This window comes from Phycisphaerales bacterium (genome assembly GCA_016699835.1).
Taxonomy (GTDB): Bacteria; Planctomycetota; Phycisphaerae; order Phycisphaerales; family UBA1924.
Map to the genome: position 1 here is coordinate 2045641 of CP064987.1, position 18300 is coordinate 2063940.

The 18300-nt window shown below is 65.3% G+C and carries 18 protein-coding genes and 1 tRNA gene; 12 read left to right on the plus strand and 7 right to left on the minus strand.

Annotated elements, in window-relative coordinates; translation table 11 throughout:
- Positions 1 to 80: 80 nt before the first annotated feature.
- Complete coding sequence (locus IPK69_08505; GenBank protein QQS08045.1) at positions 81 to 542, minus strand: hypothetical protein; 462 nt, start codon at positions 540 to 542, stop codon at positions 81 to 83.
- 300 nt (positions 543 to 842) lie between these two features.
- Here IPK69_08505 and IPK69_08510 point away from each other — a divergent pair, with 300 nt between their 5' ends.
- From IPK69_08510 to IPK69_08525, 4 genes are all read left to right on the plus strand, one after another.
- Positions 843 to 1691, plus strand: a complete 849-nt coding sequence (locus IPK69_08510; protein QQS08046.1) for a hypothetical protein — start codon at positions 843 to 845, stop codon at positions 1689 to 1691.
- Positions 1688 to 2260, plus strand: coding sequence for a hypothetical protein (locus IPK69_08515; GenBank protein QQS08047.1), 573 nt, complete (start codon positions 1688 to 1690; stop codon positions 2258 to 2260). The genes IPK69_08510 and IPK69_08515 overlap by 4 nt, the downstream gene beginning before the upstream one ends.
- A gap of 85 nt (positions 2261 to 2345) precedes the next feature.
- Positions 2346 to 3722: a hypothetical protein gene (locus IPK69_08520; protein QQS08048.1), complete on the plus strand. Its 1377-nt coding sequence runs from the start codon at positions 2346 to 2348 to the stop codon at positions 3720 to 3722.
- Positions 3723 to 3754: 32 nt separating this feature from the next.
- Positions 3755 to 3829 (plus strand) — tRNA-Arg (locus IPK69_08525).
- A gap of 46 nt (positions 3830 to 3875) precedes the next feature.
- On the opposite strand, the gene IPK69_08530 is transcribed toward IPK69_08525, so the two are convergent.
- On the minus strand, positions 3876 to 5165 hold the full coding sequence (locus IPK69_08530; protein ID QQS10452.1) for an NADH-quinone oxidoreductase subunit D: 1290 nt from the start codon (positions 5163 to 5165) through the stop codon (positions 3876 to 3878).
- A gap of 191 nt (positions 5166 to 5356) precedes the next feature.
- On the opposite strand from IPK69_08530, the gene IPK69_08535 reads away from it, so the two are divergent.
- The 3 genes from IPK69_08535 to IPK69_08545 all read left to right on the plus strand — a co-directional run bounded on the left by IPK69_08535 (position 5357) and on the right by IPK69_08545 (position 8830).
- Entirely contained in the window at positions 5357 to 6760 is a 1404-nt protein-coding gene (locus IPK69_08535; GenBank protein QQS08049.1) for a DUF839 domain-containing protein, read from the plus strand.
- Between the two features lie 126 nt (positions 6761 to 6886).
- The gene (locus IPK69_08540) at positions 6887 to 8371 is read left to right on the plus strand and encodes an immunoglobulin domain-containing protein (GenBank protein QQS08050.1); all 1485 of its coding nucleotides are present in this window, start codon (positions 6887 to 6889) and stop codon (positions 8369 to 8371) included.
- Positions 8372 to 8563: 192 nt separating this feature from the next.
- Complete coding sequence (locus tag IPK69_08545; protein ID QQS08051.1) at positions 8564 to 8830, plus strand: ferredoxin family protein; 267 nt, start codon at positions 8564 to 8566, stop codon at positions 8828 to 8830.
- Positions 8831 to 8878: 48 nt separating this feature from the next.
- Here the strand turns inward: IPK69_08545 and IPK69_08550 are convergent, their stop codons facing one another.
- The 3 genes from IPK69_08550 to IPK69_08560 all read right to left on the minus strand — a co-directional run bounded on the left by IPK69_08550 (position 8879) and on the right by IPK69_08560 (position 10412).
- Positions 8879 to 9370 (minus strand): type II secretion system protein GspG, encoded by a 492-nt coding sequence (locus tag IPK69_08550; protein QQS08052.1) that lies wholly within the window; start codon positions 9368 to 9370, stop codon positions 8879 to 8881.
- 80 nt (positions 9371 to 9450) lie between these two features.
- Positions 9451 to 9906 (minus strand): hypothetical protein, encoded by a 456-nt coding sequence (locus IPK69_08555; GenBank protein ID QQS08053.1) that lies wholly within the window; start codon positions 9904 to 9906, stop codon positions 9451 to 9453.
- Positions 9907 to 10007: 101 nt separating this feature from the next.
- Positions 10008 to 10412 (minus strand): hypothetical protein, encoded by a 405-nt coding sequence (locus tag IPK69_08560; protein ID QQS08054.1) that lies wholly within the window; start codon positions 10410 to 10412, stop codon positions 10008 to 10010.
- A 277-nt stretch (positions 10413 to 10689) separates the two neighbouring features.
- Between IPK69_08560 and IPK69_08565 the strand changes: the two genes are divergently transcribed.
- Both IPK69_08565 and IPK69_08570 read left to right on the plus strand, forming a co-directional pair.
- Entirely contained in the window at positions 10690 to 11205 is a 516-nt protein-coding gene (locus IPK69_08565; GenBank protein ID QQS08055.1) for a hypothetical protein, read from the plus strand.
- Positions 11202 to 11462 (plus strand): hypothetical protein, encoded by a 261-nt coding sequence (locus tag IPK69_08570; protein ID QQS08056.1) that lies wholly within the window; start codon positions 11202 to 11204, stop codon positions 11460 to 11462. The genes IPK69_08565 and IPK69_08570 overlap by 4 nt, the downstream gene beginning before the upstream one ends.
- Before the next feature lie 42 nt (positions 11463 to 11504).
- On the opposite strand, the gene IPK69_08575 is transcribed toward IPK69_08570, so the two are convergent.
- Entirely contained in the window at positions 11505 to 13079 is a 1575-nt protein-coding gene (locus IPK69_08575) for a serine hydrolase (protein QQS08057.1), read from the minus strand.
- A 137-nt stretch (positions 13080 to 13216) separates the two neighbouring features.
- Between IPK69_08575 and IPK69_08580 the strand changes: the two genes are divergently transcribed.
- The 3 genes from IPK69_08580 to IPK69_08590 all read left to right on the plus strand — a co-directional run bounded on the left by IPK69_08580 (position 13217) and on the right by IPK69_08590 (position 16531).
- On the plus strand, positions 13217 to 14488 hold the full coding sequence (locus IPK69_08580; protein QQS08058.1) for a hypothetical protein: 1272 nt from the start codon (positions 13217 to 13219) through the stop codon (positions 14486 to 14488).
- A 118-nt stretch (positions 14489 to 14606) separates the two neighbouring features.
- Positions 14607 to 15182 carry a GxxExxY protein gene (locus IPK69_08585; GenBank protein QQS08059.1) on the plus strand — a complete coding sequence of 192 codons (576 nt, stop codon included), beginning with the start codon at positions 14607 to 14609 and terminating at the stop codon, positions 15180 to 15182.
- Between the two features lie 20 nt (positions 15183 to 15202).
- Complete coding sequence (locus tag IPK69_08590) at positions 15203 to 16531, plus strand: beta-ketoacyl-[acyl-carrier-protein] synthase family protein (protein ID QQS08060.1); 1329 nt, start codon at positions 15203 to 15205, stop codon at positions 16529 to 16531.
- A 23-nt stretch (positions 16532 to 16554) separates the two neighbouring features.
- Here IPK69_08590 and IPK69_08595 read toward each other — a convergent pair whose 3' ends face one another.
- The gene (locus IPK69_08595; GenBank protein ID QQS08061.1) at positions 16555 to 18255 is read right to left on the minus strand and encodes a methionine--tRNA ligase; all 1701 of its coding nucleotides are present in this window, start codon (positions 18253 to 18255) and stop codon (positions 16555 to 16557) included.
- Positions 18256 to 18300 lie beyond the last annotated feature (45 nt).

The following is an 18300-nucleotide window of genomic DNA, read 5'->3' on the forward strand; positions in this document are numbered from 1 at the left end:
CCTGGAGCGGCAAAAGTCTTCGACTTTGAAGAATGGCAGATGGGATCGAGTTCCATTGATACAAAAAGATGGTTCTGGCATCATTGAACTTCAAGTTTGCCCCATGAACACAACTCGAATAGCCCGTCAGGGACGTATATTCCGTGCAAGCCGTAATACGAGTGCTCAAGACACATTCCGCTTTCGATATCTTGTGTCACGATACACAAGTCTTCGCCTGTGATATCCCAGACCTCCCAGGGATTGTCGAGTATGTCTACTACTGGAACAATCGAGGCGCCAATTGTTCGATCGTCTTTGCTCAAGAGGACGACCTGAATGTCGTCCACTCTGGCCGAGATGGCCCGTAGGGCGAGAGTGAGTTCGCCTCTCTGGTCTCGATTCCAATATGTGACCTCAGAGTCAATCGATTCACGAACCCTAGTGAAGAATCTCCCTCGTATCGATTGCGTCGTGTCCACGTCGAGGTACGCCGACTCGTCGTGGGGACGGCGCAGGGCGTGTGTCAACAGGCGTGCATGTTCGCTGCGGGTGACCGGCATCGAGTGACTCGTGTATTGCGATTGAAACGATAGGGATTTGCCCAGCATGCACGAGCAACCGTTGTGTGAATCTCGCATCCGACCCGATTGAACGCGTTCACCAACAACAGAGGCCGGGTGCCCCGAGACGATGGTGGGGGCGTGGCACTTATCTCGCATCGAAGTGCTACTGAAGTCCGGTTCCTCCGGACTTCAGTGGCACGGTCAAGGCGTGAGTTATTGGTCACACCTCCTCCCCTCCCCTCGACTTCCGGTTCTTTCAGAAACCATTGAAAACCGGCATACCCTTGGGATGGCCCCATGCCCGAGGCACTTCCCAACCCGGCGCCCAATCTGCCGCCTGCCCATCACGGGCACGAGGGCGATGGTGGCGGCGTGGGCGAGGTCCGCACGCCCGAGTCGCCGGTTGTTCGCGAGGGCCCGCATGTCCGTGAGGCACAGGACCGGTTCGTGGCGGTGTGGGGGCAGATGGGCGGGGCGTGGGGGATCAGCCGGACCATGGCCGAGGTCCACGCGCTGCTCTACATCACCGGCGAGGCGATGTGCACCGACGACGTGATGGAGCGACTGCAGATCTCGCGGGGCAACGCGTCGATGTCGCTGCGGGCGCTCCTGGACTGGGGGATCATCGCGCGGGCGGCGGGACCGGCCGTCAAGATCGAGGGCGAGCGCGTGGATCGGCGCGAGTATTTCAGGGCCGAGCAGGACGTGTGGGCGATGTTCCGGGCGATCGTGCGTGAGCGGATCAAGCGCGAGGCCGAGCCGCTGCTGGCGTCGCTCTATGAGATTCGGGACCTGACGCCGGGCGAGGCCAGCGCGGGGAAGGCGTCGACCGCGAGGTCGCTCGCAGAAAAGTTGTCGGGCGGGAAGTCGGGTATGGGTGGGGTGTTGAAGGTCGGCGTGGACGCGCCCGATCGCGGCGTCGCCGAGCACCAGCGACGGCTGGACGACCTCGTCGAGTTCTTCGAGATGCTCGAGACATTGGCGCAGCAGTTTGTGAGCCCGGCGGGGCAGGGGCTGCGCCTCGCGGCGCGGGCGCTCACGAGCGTGGTGCCGACGCGTGGAGCGAAGAAGTCGCGCGGCGAGGCGAGGGCGAAGCGATCATCGAGCGGACCCAAGCGCGGCGGGAATGGGGAGGGCGGGCGATGAGCGCGATCCACCGCAATCGCGGGCTGAAACCCATCGACACGCCGATCGAGGTGCCGGGGCGTGTGCCGACGTGCAAGCCGGACGCGGCAACAAGGATTCCCTCGTCATTCGAGATCCGCTGGTCGATCGCGCCGAGCGCGGCCACGCACCTCTGGCGAGAGGGCGAGGCGTCAACGCCCGGGCTCGCGGCGCCCACGCGAGTGTCGCTCGTGTGCAGCGTGTCCGTTGATCCAAGAAGCGAACACTCGGGCGGCCTTCGCCGGGGCACGGTCCATCACGCGCTTAAGGTCGAAGGGCAAGCGGCGCGGGATCTTGGATCGGCTGACGTCGTGATCACGCCGGAACCTCGCGGGCTTGTGCATGCCGATGAATCCCGGCGCGAGGATGGAACTGCAGGGTTCGCGTGCACGCTCCGGCTTGGGGATCCGAGTTCTGGTGTCGTTCCGGACGTTCTGTTCGCGCGGACGCCGATGCTCGTGGCATGCGGGCTTGCGGGCGGGCGGTTCGATCGCCCGGCGTTGGGCGAGGTGTGCTTCGGCGAGGCCGGGATCCAACAATGGGTGTCGTAAAGGGAGTGTTGCGCGGGGGGACTGCCCCGCGGCGGCGCGAGAGGTGAACAGGCCGGTTGCGGCCGACGACGGAGGATGCCCACCGATGGACGTGAAGGGAACGCGGTCTGCACCGGCTCGATCGATCACTCGTTTGCGGACGCTGGCGCATGGCGTTGTATGGGCCGGAGTGATCGGCGTGCTGGCCGCTGGACAGGTCGCATGCGAGAAGCCCGCGGAGTCGGCCCGCGTGGCCCCGTCGCAAGAGCCGGCGAAAGCGAGTGCGGCGAGCTTGACATCGAAGGCGACGCCGCCCGACGGCGTCACGCCCAATCAGCGCAAGGTGGACACGGCCAAAGGCGAGACTCCGGTGACGGACTCTTTAGCCGTGGCGAGCGCGGCCGAGGTGGACGCGCGGTTCGTCGGCCTCCACCCGCCGCTCAAGATCACGGGACACGACAACGGCGCGTGGCCCCTGATCCGCGCATGGGCGAGCGTCAGCCAGGAGACGTGGGACCTCGTGTCGTTCCCGGCGAAGGGCGTGCTCCCACCGGAGGTGGTCGAGGCGCTGTCGAAGAACGAGGCCCTCGTGGACGCGGTGGCCACGGCGGCTCGCATGCCGTACTGCGACTTCGGGTGGGATCGCTCGGCCGGCTTCCAGGCGACGCTCCCGCACCTGGATTTTCTCCAGGGGAGCATGCGGATGATGATGAACGAGGCTCGCCGCCAGATCGGGGACGAACCCAAGGCCGAGGCGAACGATCGTGCCGTCGTGGTGATCTCCGCGATGTACGGGCTGGCGAACGCGGCGAAGTCGGACGGCATCATCATCAGCGCGCTCGTCGGTGCGGCGATCGACGACAGCGCGTGCCAGACGGCGAGGCGACTGCTCGGGCGCGGCGCGCTCTCGATTCCCGGCGGGCGACGCATTCTCGCGGCGCTCGACGACCGTGACGGTGAGGATCCGTATGGCTTCCGCCTCGCGATCCGCGGCGAGCGTGACGCGATCGGGCGATGGCTCGATGCCCGGATCGCCAGGGGCGCGACCAGCGCCGACATGCGCAAGGAGTTCGCGGTTCTTCCCAACGTCGCGATGAACGCCGACGAGGCGCTCCTGACGATGTCGCCGGCGGAACTCAAGGCCGACTGGGCCAAGGCTTCTCCCATCTTCGACACGATGATCGGACTCCTGGGCGATTCCGAGGCGAGCGAGAAGTACAAGCCCACGGCCACAAAGATCGCCGCGGGCGAGCACGGGCGGCTGGGGATGTACCTCGCGCCGAGCGCCGACGCGATCTTCCCGAAGTATGCCGCGATCGATCGTTCGGTGCAGACGGCGAGGATCGAACTCGTGCGCTTCAGCGTCACGACCGACGAACTCCAGGGGCTGATGCCCGGCGCCCCGACGGGTCCAACCGGCCCGATCGGGCCTCAGGCACCCGCCGAGCCGGCGGGTCCGAAGCAGGCGCCGCCGACGCCCTAGAGTGATGCGGAACGCGACAGCATGTGCGTGTTGGCCCCGTAGCTCAGTTGGATCAGAGCACCGTGCTTCGAACGCGGGGGTCGCAGGTTCGAGCCCTGCCGGGGTCGTTTGGATGTGGGACGACGCAGATTCAGCGGATGACGCGAAAGCCGACTAGCGATCGAGTTCCGCCGCGACGACGTTGATGGAGCCGATGATCGCGACGATGTCGCTCAGCAGGTGCCCCTCGGTGATCTTGCTGACGATCGAGTAGTTGATGAAGCAGGGCGGACGGGTCTTGGCGCGCCAGGCGCGTGCGCTCCCGTCGCTCACGAGGAAGTACCCCAGTTCGCCATTGGCCGACTCCTGACACGAATAGCACTCGGCGATCGGGGGCGTCCACCCGCGGTTGGTCATGATGAGTTCGAAGTGCTGGATCAGCCCCTCGATCGAGCCATAGACCTCGCGCTTGGGGGGCTTGGTCATCTTGCCATCGGCGAAGGCGTCCACAGGCCCCGCGGGGATCTTGTCGATCAACTGCTCGATGATCGCGAGGCTCTGCTTCATCTCCTCGACGCGGACGAGGTACCGCGTGTAGGCGTCGCCCACGTCGGCGATGGGGACCTTGAACTTGACGGCCTCGGCGCCCTGCCCGTCCCAGTTGTCGGCGTAGCAGAGATACGGCTCGTCCTTGCGGATGTCGCGCTTCACGCCGCTCGCCCTGGCCATGGGTCCGGTGAGCGACCAGTCCATCGCGTCCTGCTTGGTGATGACGCCGATGCCCTGCGTGCGGTCCATGAAGATGCGGTTGCGGTTGAGGAGGGTCTCGAGGTCCTTGATGGCGCCGGGAACCTCGACGCGGATGAGGGCCTTGACCAGGCGCTTGAAGGTCTCCTCGTCGGGCAGGTCCTGCATCAGGCCGCCGACGCGGGTCCAGTCGGGGTGGAAGCGCTGCCCGGAGACATAGTCGCAGAGGTCATAGATCTTCTCGCGGACGTTGAAGGCGTAGATGAAGCCGGTGAAAGCGTTGAGGTCGAGGCCCGCCGCCCCGACGCAGAGGAGGTGGTTCTGGATGCGGGCGACCTCCGCCATGATCGTGCGGAGGACCTTGCAGCGTGGCGTGATCTCGATGTCGAACAACTTCTCGACCGCCCCGTGCCACGCGATGTCGTTGGCGATCGGGGAGAGGTAGTCCATGCGGCTGACGATGGTGACGTACTGGTTGTAGTCGAGGTGCTCGGCGAGTTTCTCGAACCCGCTGTGGAGGTAGCCGATGTGGGGCGTGACGCGGGCGATGCGCTCGCCATCGAGTTCCATGACGAGGCGCAGCGTCGTGTGCGTCGCGGGGTGCTGGGGCCCGAAGTTCAGGACCCAGCGGTCGCCGGTGTCCACGTGCTCCTTGAGATAGGGCGTGGTGTCGGTGTCGACTCCGAGGGCGTCTTCGGGCTTGATGGTGAAGGGCATGAGTTCCTCACAACGGACGGTCAATCGGCCGGGCATCCGTGGACTCCCGGCAAAGTCCGCCATGATAGCGCGATCCCGGTGTCACCCCAAACACACACCCGACGGGAAATCCTCACACGATCTGAACGCACCTCGAAGTGTGAAGTGATCAGGAACTTCTAGAGTGTGGGTGAACATTCTGGAGTTGAACCGTGAAGTCCGACCCGCTCTCGCTTAGCCGTCGCTCGTTCCTGCTCCAGGCCGCCGCCACTCCTCTGGCGTTCTCGGCATTGAGCCTGCTGCTCACCCGCACGGGCTTCGCGTCCGGGCCCACGCCGGCTCCCTTCGGGCCGATCAAGCGCGACCCGCATCGCCTTCTCGACCTCCCCGAGGGGTTCACCTACACGGTGCTCATCCGCAACGGCGACACGATGACCGATGGACTCTTCTCGCCGGGACAGCCCGATGGCATGGCCGCCTTCGGGAGCGGACCCGGAAAGACCACGCTCATCCGCAACCACGAGATCATCGAGAACGAGGGCATGAGCGCCTTCGGCAAGAAGGCCGAGAGGCTCGATCGCGTCGATTTCTCGCGCGTATACGACCGCGGCAAGGAGATCCCTCCCTTCGGCGGCACGACGACACTCATCTACAACCACGAGACCGACTCCCTCGAGGCGTCCTTTATGAGCCTCGCGGGCACGTGCTACAACTGCGCGGGCGGGCCCACACCCTGGAACTCATGGCTCTCGTGCGAGGAGGACGTCACGCGCGCAGGCGGGTCGTTCCAGCGCGACCACGGCTACGTCTTTGAGGTGCCCGTCACGTCCTCGCCAGGTCTCGTTTATCCAAAGCCTATCACCGCGATGGGACGCTTCCGCCACGAGGCGACCGCGGTCGATCCAAACTCCGGTGTCGTCTATCTCACCGAGGACCGCCCCGATGGCATCCTCTATCGCTATATCCCCACCGTCCCGGGCAAACTCCACGAGGGCGGACGCTTCCAGGTGCTGCGAGTGAAAGGCCGCCCCTCCTGTGACACGCGCAACTGGGAGTCGCGATCGATCAAACTCAACGAACGCATGGATGTCGAGTGGTTCGATATCGACGGCATCGACTCGCCCGCCGACGATCTTCGCTATCGCGGCTATGACCGCGGTGCCGCCCGCTTCGCCCGCAACGAGGGAATGTGGTACGGCAACGACGGGGTCTACTTCGCCTCGACCAACGGCGGCCCCGCGCTCGCCGGGCAGATCTGGCGGTATGTCCCCAGCCCCCACGAGGGAACGCCCCAGGAGAAGGACGCCCCCGCGACGCTCACGCTCTTTGTCGAGTCGCCCGAGGCCTCGATCATGAACATGTGCGACAATATCTGCGTCGCGCCCTGGGGCGACCTCTTCGTCTGCGAGGATGGCACCGACGTCAATCGCGTGTTGCAGGTCACGCGCGAGGGCGAGGTCCACGTCTTTGCACGCAACGCGCTCAGCAAGTCCGAGTTCTGCGGCGGGTGCTTCTCGCCCGACGGGAGCGTCTTCTTCGTCAACAGTCAGGCCGACGGCGCCACCTACGCCATCAAGGGTCCATGGCAACGCTCGAACGCGAGCGTGTCGCGGTAGGAGTCCGTACGGACTATCAGTTTGACCCGGCGCGACGCCGTAACAAAGCGTTTGCGTTTGTGTGAACGTATCTTGACAGTTAGGCAGTGTTTCGGGACACTGGCGGCACACTGATGTGAGTTGACTATGTCCTACGACAGGATCGCTGGTCTGGGGTCTCGATCCACAGGGATATTGGCGGTGCTGCTTGCGTCGATATCGCTCACGCCGGCGTCACACGCGCAGTGTGTGGCGGTCCTCCCGCCCCTCACAACTCAGGGCGACGCCCCGCCGTTCGTCTCCAGTCCACGCTCGTTCGTGTGGGACTCACTGCGTCAACGCGGCGTCGTCATCGCGAACTCCGGCGAGACCTGGTCGTGGAACGGCACCCGATTCGAGCGCCTTGCGGCCGCCTTCTCGTCCTTCACCAACGCGGCCCACATCAACTGTGCGTACGACGAACTCCGCGATCGCATCGTCGCCTTCGGTGGCCGAAAGAACTCGACCGACGACGCCTCCACGTATGAGTTTGATGGCGTGACATGGTCGCAGGTCGCCACGACCGGGCCTGCGCCGCGTGGCGGGCACGCGATGATCTATGACCCATCTCGTCATTCGGTCCTGCTCATGGGCGGATTTCCGTATGCCGAGACCTGCAACAACTACTTCGCCGACACGTGGGCTTGGGATGGGTCGCAGTGGGTCCAACTCGCCGACGCGAACAACAGCCCGGGCGCTCGCGGCGACGCGACCATCGCCTTCGACTGGATTCGAGGCGTCACGGTGCTCTTTGGCGGCTATCGACGCTGCACCGGCAACCTCGAGGACACCTGGGAGTTCAACGGCACAACCTGGACCAATCGCTCGCCGACGCCCCAACCCCAGACACGGCCACCCGCGTCGCCTCTCGCCGCGATGTATTACAACTTTGCCCGGTCCCGCGTCGAGATGGTCTCGCGCCAGTTCAGCACCACACAACTCTGGTGGTGGAGCGGTTCGGGCTGGAACCTCGTTCCGTTCACCGGTTCGCAGCCCCAGATCTCCAGCCTGGGCTACGCGGGCATCGCGTTCGACCCGGGCCGTGTCCAGACGAACATCCTTTTGAACGGCACAGACTTCCATCGATTCGGTGATGGTCGACCAGTTGTCACGCTCAACTGCCCCAGCGACTATGTGGCCCGCGTCGGCGGTCAACTCCCACAACCCTGGTTCCGTGTCACCCAGACGAGCGTTGTCTCGCCCGTGTCGTACCAGTGGTTCCACGATGGCGTGCCCGTCACGATACGATTCGGAGGCGCTACCTCGCCCTCCATGTTCCCGCCTTCGGCGCTGCTCGCGTCGGATTTCGGCGACTACACCTGTGTCGCGACAAACTCGTGCGGCTCGACGACCAGCCCGACCATCACGCTTCGCGTCGCCTGTCCCGCAGACTTTGTCGACGCCTCAACCGGTTCGCCCTTCACCGTCGATGACGCGGTGACGATCGATGACCTCCTCTTCTATCTCGACCGGTTCAACGCCGGGAACACCGTCGCCGACCTCGACGACGGCAGCGGCGACGGCGTCCCGGATGGGGCCGTCACCATCGACGATCTGTTGTACTACCTTGCCCACTTCTCGGCCGGGTGCTGATTGGCCTCCTCTGTGCGGGGACAGAGGTGTGGCACCCGTCTGCTCCTCTCGTGAAAGACCGGCGGTACAGCCATTCGCGTCGAGCATGGGCGTGGCTCCCGCTATCATCCGGCGACTCGCCCGGTCGGCGCCATGGTGTTGCGCCCGCCCGTATTGGTCTGTCACTTCGAGCCGTGCCCATCAGGAATCGCCATGCCCCACATCATCGCCGAGCCTTGCATCGCGACGAAGGACACCTCGTGTGTCGAGGTCTGCCCGGTGGATTGCATCCACCCGACGAAGAACGAGCCCGACTTCGCGTCCGCGACGCAGTTATACATCGACCCCGACACCTGCATCGACTGTGGCCTGTGCGTGGACGAGTGCCCCGTCAAGGCGATCTTTCCGCAAGAGGACCTTCCCAGCGAGTGGAACAAGTATGTCCAGGTGAACCTGGACTACTACAAGAGCAAGGGCTGAGCGAGTTTCCGTGGGTTCGGGATGCGGGCGTGTTGTCCTGAAGGCCCGTCAGGGTGTGCTCGTGGGAATGCCCTTGCTCGTTTCGGACTTCACCATCATCGCGTCGGTCACGTCGAGCGTGAGTTCGACGTCCCACGACATGTCGTCGGTGGTCCCCGGCGCTTTGTCCGGTCCCGCGGAGGCGAGGGTGTACTCCCAATCCTTGGGCTTGTTGGACTTGACCGTGTAGATGAACTCGGTGCCCCACGGGTCCTTGAGCGTCTTGGAATCGACGGACAGCTCCGAAAGCGCCGCAGGCAGGGACTTCTTGTCCTCGACGTGCAGCATGATCTGGGAGCGCAGTTCTAGAAGTTGAGAAACGGCGGCCTCGGGCCCGGGGAGAGAAGGCGTGTTGGGCGTGAGCAGCATGACGCCCCAGATCGCCACGAGTGCGAGGGCGATGACACCCAGGACATACGCCTTCCAGTCGAGCCATTCAGGTTTGTTTGACGGAGCGGAGCGAGTGGCCTGCGAGGCTCCCATGTCGACACGATTACCCATAGGGGAGCATGGTAGCGACATTGGGCAGGTCGAGCGAATACCTCCCGAACGTGCCCCGACATGCGGTTGGGAGGAGGGGATTAGGCCGCGTTGGACTTGCGACGCTCGGCCCAACGGTCCGGTCGCACGGCCGAAGGCGCGTCCGACGGCTCTCGCCAGTCTTCGGCCCTGCCGAACGTGATCTCGCTGGGCATGGTCTTGCGATAGCCCAAGAGGCGGATGACCTCGAGGACGTCCGTCCAGGTCGGGAAACTCTTGGCGTTAGCCTTCTTGAACTCGTCGATCGCCACCAGGAACAGGAACTGCTCTTTGGTCATCTCGCCTTCTTCGGCGGACCTTGTGAAGTCGCTCAGGCGTCGCCCCGGGCCTCGGCGGCGATCGAAGTCGGTATTCGTGCCCGTGCCCAGGAGTCGGCGATCCAGCCCGGTCCGGCGATCAATGACCGTACCAGATCCCGTGCTCGGCTCTGGACTCTGTGCGGGGGCCTGCGCGGGTTGGGCGTCGGGCTTGGACTTTGAGCGATTCTGACGCGGCATGGGTCGACTCCAGGCCGTCGTTTGACGATGCCCCGTTTCGTCGTCCCGCCGCCTCTCATCCGATTGAGGGGTGCAAGGACGATACCGAGGCAAAGACGGCACTAGAAGTCATCGTCGTCTTCGTCGTCGCCGTCCACGTCTTCGCTGTCATCTTCTTCTTCCTCGTCGTCCTCGAGGAAATCGTCGTCTTCTTCCTCAAACTCGTCATCGTCGTCAAACTCGTCACCATCGAACGAGTCGTCATCCTCGTCGTCGTCTTCGTCCTCGTCGTACATCACGGGGTCAAGCCACAACCGGTCGCTCGTGTCGAGTTCGCCGTCCTCGAGCACCGCGGTCGCACCACCCCCGAACGAGGTTCCACCCAAGATCATCGTGTCGTTGACGTTCCCTGCCATGACTCCGCTCCCACTATCGATGCCCAACGAGAAGCCCCCAATACCCCCCTGTGATGAACCCCTATGTTGTCCCCAAGATAGGCCGGCGCTCGTCCACGTGCGCGGCGGCACGTCGCGAGTCCGGTGCGCTCGACTCGACCCAGTCGTGGCGCCCAAGGCGACCAACTCCCAAGTCGGGTTGAACAGGCCGTAGAGTACAAAGTCGGGCGTGGGTGTCAACTGTCTGGTGGACCAAAAAGTCACGCCGATCTGATCGGTCTCGGCGTGCCCGGGTTGGGTCCGCTACCGTACAGCCCGTTGGCACCGGGGTTGCCCCAGGGTTGGGCGAGGCTTCCCACGATGGATTTTTGCCTCCGCCGATGGTTTGCGACCGCCGCCCGTTGACACGATGAGCGATTCCAGTTCCACCATTCGACCTCTGGCCGGGCTAGCCGCCATCGCCTTTCCCGGCGCGGGGCACGTGCTCCTGGGCGACGTCAAGCGGGGCCTGTGGATCGCCGCGGGCATCCTGGGCATGTTCTTTGGCGGAATCTTCATCGGCGGGATCGACGTTGTTGATTCCAAAGAGGACCTCCCGTGGTTCTTCGGGCAGGCGCTGGTCGGCCCCATCGCCTTCGGCGTCGATTCCATCCACCAGAACCATTTCAAAGTCCGCGAGGTCACGCCCCGGGGCACGATCATCCGCTCGGCCAACCCCAACGAGGGGCGCGACCCCAAGACGGGGGCCCCGGCCCTTGGCGGCACGCCCCCCAACATCAAGTCCATGGGCAAGATGAACGAGATGGGCACGCTCTTCGCCACCATCGCCGGAATGATCAACCTCATCGCGATCATCGATGCGGCGTGGCCGGATCGTCGGCGGCTGGAGCAGATCGAGCGTGAGCGCGCCGGGGGAAAGGCGTGAACACGCTCCTCGCCGCCACTCTCGCGTATCGCCCGTTCATCGATCCGATCTCGCTGAACGAGTACTGGATGTGGTTTCTCATCCCCCTCGCGCTGGGGATCGCGGTCTCCTACAAGGCGATCCGCGTCGAGACGACGCGCGAGATTCCCCGGGCCGCGATCGTCCTGGCGACGCAGATCGTTGTGGGGGTCGCGCTCCTGGGACTGGGGTGCTATCTGCTGATCGTGCACGTCCTGCCGCGCATTGTCCCGATGTGATCGAGATGCGCGTCGGAGTGAGGGCGCGAGAGGTGGGGCAGCTCACTCCGTCTCGCCGGCGAGTTCGATGCCACGCTTCACCAGCGCGAAGAGGCGTTCCTCGTCGAGGGGTTGCTCGAGGCTGTTCCACGTGGCCGTGACCACGAAGAGTCGATCGTCCTTTCGCGTGAGCAGGAAGTTCATGCTCAGGACGCCCGGCTCGCTCCCGCCCTTGTACGCGATCTCCTTCCATGTTCCCTTGTCGAGCATCAGACCCGGATTCTTCCGGAGGACCCGTCGCATCGGCTCGTTGCGGTCGTCCAACTCCAGGCGATGAAGGTCGGCCAGCGTCCTGGCGAGTTCACGGGCCGAGGCGAACCACTCCAGCGAGTCCACAAAGCGCGGCGTCGTCCACCCCATGATCTGCGACTTGATTGGGTCGGCGCTCGTCACCGCACCCGTGGTCTCCGAGGCGTCCATCGGGCCGGCGAGCATCGCCGCCTGCTCGGCCTCGCTCGCGCCGATGTACCTGGGCGCCAGGAAGGCCTCGGGATCGTCGTCGGGCGACTCGGGCAGGGGCGCGAGTTTCAGTTTGAACATCTCCATCGTCGAGAGGAACGGAAGCGTTCGTGTCGGATCGTCGGAGAACCGGCTGAAATACGCCGCACAGCGGCCGCGCCCGACACGATGGATCAGGTGGTCGGTCGCGGTGTTGTCGCTGATGGAGATCATCTTCATCGCGAAGTGCTCGAGCGGGTGCTCGCTTCCCGCGGCTTCGTTCTGCATCGTCCCCGAGGGCAGGCTCTTGAACGCGTCGTCGATCGCCATGGTCTCGTCCCACGTGCGTTTTCCTGCGATCACGTCCTCGGCGATCGCGCCCAGCACCCACAGTTTGAAGGCCGAGCCGACGGCGAGCCGCTTGTCGTCATAGATCTGATGGATCGGCTTGAGGCGGAACGTGGGCAGAGGCTTGGCGGACTTCTCGGCGTCCGTCTCGGCGTCCTTGGGTTCGTTCTCGTTCCTGGCGCCCGTGTTCCTGGGCCACTCGGGGACCTGCTCGATGAGTTCGTAGGCGCCGAAAGAGAGCAGTCCCGGGCGTTTGCCCATCGTGCCGCGATAGGCGTCCCAGTCGCCGACGTTGCCGAAGTCGTATCCCGCGCGGTCGAAGCGGAGGCCGACGATCCGCTTGTCATCTTCGTGGATGGCGATGAAGACCGAGAGGACGCGCGTGGATTCCTTTCCGCCTCGCACGAGTCCCGTGAGCGCGAAGTCGCCCTCGCCATCCTGCTGGACCTGGATGAGGTCGATCTTCGAGCCGCCGAAGGCGCTCTCGCGGATGTCGGCGAGGGCCTTGTTCAACTTGGCCGGCGGGACCTGCTTGAGGAAGACCTCGTGGAAGTGCTCCTCGGCGTTGGCGATGGGGAGGGCGTGGCTGCCATTGAGCAGACCCATGACCCACTCGAGTTGCCTGCCCACGGGCGTGTCGGGAGTCGCGACGGCCGGGGCATGAGCGAAGTCCATCTCGCCATCCTCGTCCTGGGCGAGGGCGCCGCTCGGCCACACCATGCAACCGAGGATCGCCACCAGCAATGCGGCGAGTGATGCCGGACAGAACGTGCGGGTGTATTGGTGGATCATGTGGCGGTCTCCTGGACTCATGCATTCCCCTGGCAATGGTTGGGGGCTTGTGGGGCGAGGGTTGCCCAACGGCGGGTGCTGTTTCAAACGGGCACTATCGCCCTTGAGCCACCTGTCCCCCTCGTACACTCTCCTCCATGCCACGCCAGGTGGTCATCACGGGGATCGGGCTGGTCACGCCCGCGGGGGTTGGGGCCGAGGCGTTGTTCGAGGCCGTCGCCGCCGGGCGGTCGTGCCTCGCGCCGGCATCCCGCTTCGACGCCTCGAACTTCCAGACGGCGACCGTGGGCGAGATCAAGTTGGTGGTGGGGGGCGGAGGGGGTGACTTCTCCGCTAAGGACTACGTCCCCAAGCACTATCGCAAGGCCGTCAAGGTCATGGCGCGCGACACCGAGATCGCTGTGGCCGCCGCACGCGAGGGCGTGCGTGATGCGTCGTTTCAGACCCGCGGCACCATCGAGGACGACTCGGGTGAGCCGACGTATCCCGGGACTCGCGTGGGTTGCCACATTGGCGCGGGGCTGATCGCCGCCGAGGCCGCCGAGATCGCTGGGGCGTTCAACACCGCGCGCGATGAGGCCAACCTCGAAACGGTGAGCCTCACCAAGTGGGGCTCTGGTCCCGGCGGCGGCGGCGGGATGGGCAATCTCCAGCCGCTGTGGATGCTCAAGTATCTCCCCAACATGCTCGCGTGCCATGTCACGATCATCCATGGCTGCGAGGGCCCGTCGAACACGATCACCTGTGCCGAGGCGTCGGGCTTGTTGAGCCTGGGCGAATCGATGCGTGTCATCCGGCGCGGGCAGGCCGACGCGTGCCTCAGCGGCGGGGCGGAGAGCAAGGTGAATGTCCTGGGCCTCATGCGCATGCAACTCGCGGGACGCGTGAACCCGGAGACGGGCGTCGTCGGCGAGGGCGGCGGGATCCTCGTCCTCGAGGATGAAGAGAGCGCGAAGAAACGTGGCGTGCGGATCCACGCACGATTCCGCGGCTTTGGGGCCAGCCACGCCGATCCGCCGAATCTGCCCATCAAGCCGGGCGACACGATCTCCGGCGATGGCCTCGAGCGCGCGGTGAAGGCCGCGATGCGTGACGCCGGCGTCGGTCCAAACGACATCGACGCGATCTTCCCGATGAGTTTGGGCGTCCCGGCCTTCGATGACGCCGAGCGTGCCGGGCTGCGGCGTGCGCTCGGGGACCGGTTGGAGGTAGTGCCCCTGGTCGCCTTCGCGTCGCACGTCGGGAATGCGGTCGCGGGGCATGGCGCGATCCAGGCCGGGCTGGCGGCGTGGTGCCTTGGAACCGGGCGCCTCCCGGGCGCATCAAATGCGGTGCCAGTGAGAAACGTTCTTGTCGTGTCGATGGGCGTCGGCGGCTCGTGCGCCGCGGCGGTGCTCTCAAAGGTCTGAGCATCACAGTCGGGCCGCGCCGCCCGCATAGCATTATTCGAGCACCACGCCGTGTGGTGTCCGCCTGAGTGTCTTCCGGGGTGGGACGCGCACTTCTACGCTTTCTGGAGATCCGACCATGTCCAACGAATATCAACGCGGCGAGTACTCGGGTGAGTCACGCGGCGGGCGCCACCATCGTGGAGGCGGCGGTGGTGGGGGAGGCGGTCGCGAGCGTCGCGGCATCCCGCTCTCGGAACTCGATTCGACCCTGACGGATTTCTCGCGTCGCGTCATCGGCGCGGCGATCGAGGTCCACAAGACGCTCGGGCCCGGGTTTGATCGCTCGGTGTATCACGCCGCCCTGGAGGCCGCCCTCAAGGAAGACGGTCTGAACTTCCACGCGAACCACGACTTCAACGTCGAGTACAAGGGCAAGCCCGTGGGCAAGGCCCGCACCGACTTCTACGTCGAGGAGCGATTCATCGTCGAGGTGCTGGCGCGCCTGGGTGATGTCAGCGCCCAGGACCGCTCGTCGGCCCGCGCCAAACTCAAGGCCGGAAACCTCGACCTCGGGCTCATCATCAACTTCGCCGAGCGGCGCCTGAAGGACGGCCTTGTTCGCGTGCTCAACGTGGACAAGATCAACGCGGATCGCGGCATCTCGTCGGGCGACGACCACGACGGCGATCACGAGTACGACGATCAGGCCTAAGTCGAATCCGAGACGTGACCATGGGCGAGCGACGCGTCGTCATCACGGGGATGGGATGCGTCACGCCGCTGGGCGTGGGCGTCGACGCGATGTGGTCGCGCCTGATCAAGGGCGAGCGCGCCTTTGGCCCGGTCACGCGGTACGACGCGAGGACCTTCGAGACCAACTTCGCCGCCGAGGTGAAGGGATTCGATCTCGAGGCGTACGTCCGCGCCACGCCGGCGGAAAAGACCGCGGCATTCGGCACACGTTTCGCCCTCGTCGCCGCCCAACAGGCGTGGTCGCAGGCGGGCCTTGATCGCAAGGCTGCCGATCCCGCTCGGTTTGGGATGTACCTCGGCTCGGGCGAGGGGCCGCAAGATTTCGACGGCTTCTCGCGCGCCAACCTCGCCGCGTGGCGGCCCGAGACACGATCGATCGATGCGAAAGTCTGGGCCATGACCTCGGCGGAACGATTCAGCGCCACGAGTGAGATCGAGCAGGAGCCCGAGATCACGCTGAACCACCTCGCGCGGCGATTCGGCTGCCGCGGCCCCGCGTTCAACTGCATGACGGCCTGCGCCGCCTCCACCCAGGCGATCGGCGAGGCGTTTGAGATCATCCGCTATGGCGACGCCGATGTGATGTTCGCGGGCGGCGCCCACTCCATGATCCACCCGCTGGGGATGACCGGGTTCATCCGCCTCACCGCGATGTCCACCGATCGCGACGACCCGAGCACCGCCTCTCGACCCTTCGACAAGGAGCGTGGCGGCTTCGTCATGGGCGAGGGCGCGGGGATCCTCGTCCTCGAGGAACTCGGTCATGCGCTCGCGCGCGGCGCAACCCCGCTCGCCGAACTCGCCGGCTATGGCTCCTCCGCCGACGCCTTCCGCATCACCGACATCCAGCCCGACGGCCTGGGTGCCCAGACGGCGATGCGCGAGGCCTGCACGATGGCCGGGATCGACCCGCGAGAGCCCGATGAGAAAGGCCGCCCGCGCGTCCACTACATCTCAGCGCACGGCACGGGCACACAGGAGAACGACCGCATCGAGACTAAGGCCGTCAAAGGGGTCTTTGGTCCCCTCGCGCCGCGCGTGCCGTTCTCTTCGGTCAAGAGCATGCTCGGGCACCTGATCCAGGCGGCAGGCGCCGTCGAACTCATGACCTGCGTCCAGGCGATCCGCACGGGCGTCATCCCGCCGACGATGAACCTCACTTCGCCCGACCCCGAGTGCGATCTCGACTATGTCCCCAACGCGGCACGCGACCTTCGGGCCGAGGGCGGCGTCGATGTCTGCCTCTCCAACTCCTTCGGCTTCGGCGGGCAGAACGACACGGCATGCGTCCGCCGATTCGTGAAGTGATCAAACTCGCATGACCGTGGTGGTCACGCCGGCGGCGCTTCGGACGGGTCGGCCCGCATGTAGAGCGCCTCGAACTTCGTGAGGCGCGAGCCGGGCTTCAGGGCGTGAGCGCCGCCGAAGGTGCACAAGTCACCCAGTGTCGCGCCCGACGTGGGTGTGCAACCCCACGCCTGCCATAGCGAGGGCACGCGCTCGATGAGCGCCTCCGACAGCAGGACGCTCGCCACGCGCACGGCCTCGGCACAGGTGTACAGGATCGTCGCGAGGTGGGCCTTCGCCGCAGGGTTCTGCTCGAGGGTCTTCGCGAGTTTGAAGGGGGCTGTGGTGTTGATGTACGAGTCCACGCTTCGCACAAGCGAGATCCCGGCCAGGAGGGCCGACGAGACATCGTGCACGTCGTGCGCCCGCTCGGCCTCACCCAAAGCCTTCCGCGCGAGCGCCGCGAAGTCGTAGTCGGCGTGATCGTGCGCCGCGTCGCGCGCCGGCATCTCGCCCCCGAAGTACTTCTCGATCATGTTGGAGACACGGCTCGCGCAGTTTCCGATGCCGTTCGCCAGGTCCGCGTTGTAAACCTCGACAAACTTCGCGTGGCTGAAGTCCGCGTCGGTGCTCCCCAGGGGGCCCTGTGTCAGCAGATACCACCGCACCGCGTCGAGTCCAAACTTCGCCGCATACGCCTCGAGCACCTCGATCGTCACGAAGTTGCCCAGAGACTTGGACATCTTCTTGCCCTCGCGCACCCAGTACGCGTGGCAGTAGACGGTCTTCGGGAGTTCCACAAACGCGAAGCGCCCGCCGCAGTCCTGGAGCGCCATCAGCATCGCCGGCCAGATGACGGCGTGGAACCACAGGATGTCCTTGGCGATGAAGTGCACGTCCGCCGGCCAGAACGCGCGCCGCTCGTCGGTGTCCACGACGCTCAAGTAGTTGAAGAGCGCGTCGATCCACACATAGATCCGGTGGGCCTCGTCGCCGGGGACGCGGATGCCGAACTGCGTCGCCGGGTCGTCGGTCACGGGCCGGCTCACGGGCACGTCGTTCAATCCCTGGCGCAACCGCCCGCGCACCTCGTTGAAGCGCGCCTCGGGCTCCACGAACGTCGCATTCTGGTTGAACAGTGTTTCAAGCCGCGTCTGGTACGCGCTCAGTTTGAAGAAGTAGCACGCCTCGCTCCGCTTCACGAGCGGCTTGCCCGTCACCGGGCTCTTGTATCCCGCCTCTTTCGCGACCGTCTCGGTGAGATATTCCTCCTGGTTCTCGTCGTACCACCCCTCATAGGTCCCCTTGTAGATCGCGCCGGACTTCATGAGAGCCGTGACATATTCCGTCACACGCATCTTGTGCCGGTCCTGCGTCGTGCGGATGAAGTCGTCGTTGGAGGCCTTGATGAAGCGGAAGGCGCGCTCGAACTCGGCGGCGTTGCGATCGGCCCACTGGATCGCCGCCATGCCGTGGGAGGCTGCTGACGTTACCACCTTGTCCGCGTGCTCGTCGGTCCCGGTGAGGAAGAAGACCTTGCCCGCCGCGCCCAGGCGCAGTCGGGCGAGCCTCGCGTCGGCGTCGGCCACGAGCGTGGTGTAGCAATGTCCGATATGAGGCCGATCATTGACGTAGTAGATCGGCGTGGTGACGTAGTGCTTGCCCATGACGCGGAGTTTACGCAGGGCCCGCGTTCGCACCATGATCGGGGCGGGCGGCGTGGCGCGACCCCGGTGCCGCCTCACCTCGTACGATTCATGATCCCGGGCGGCGATCGGCCGACCATGCGG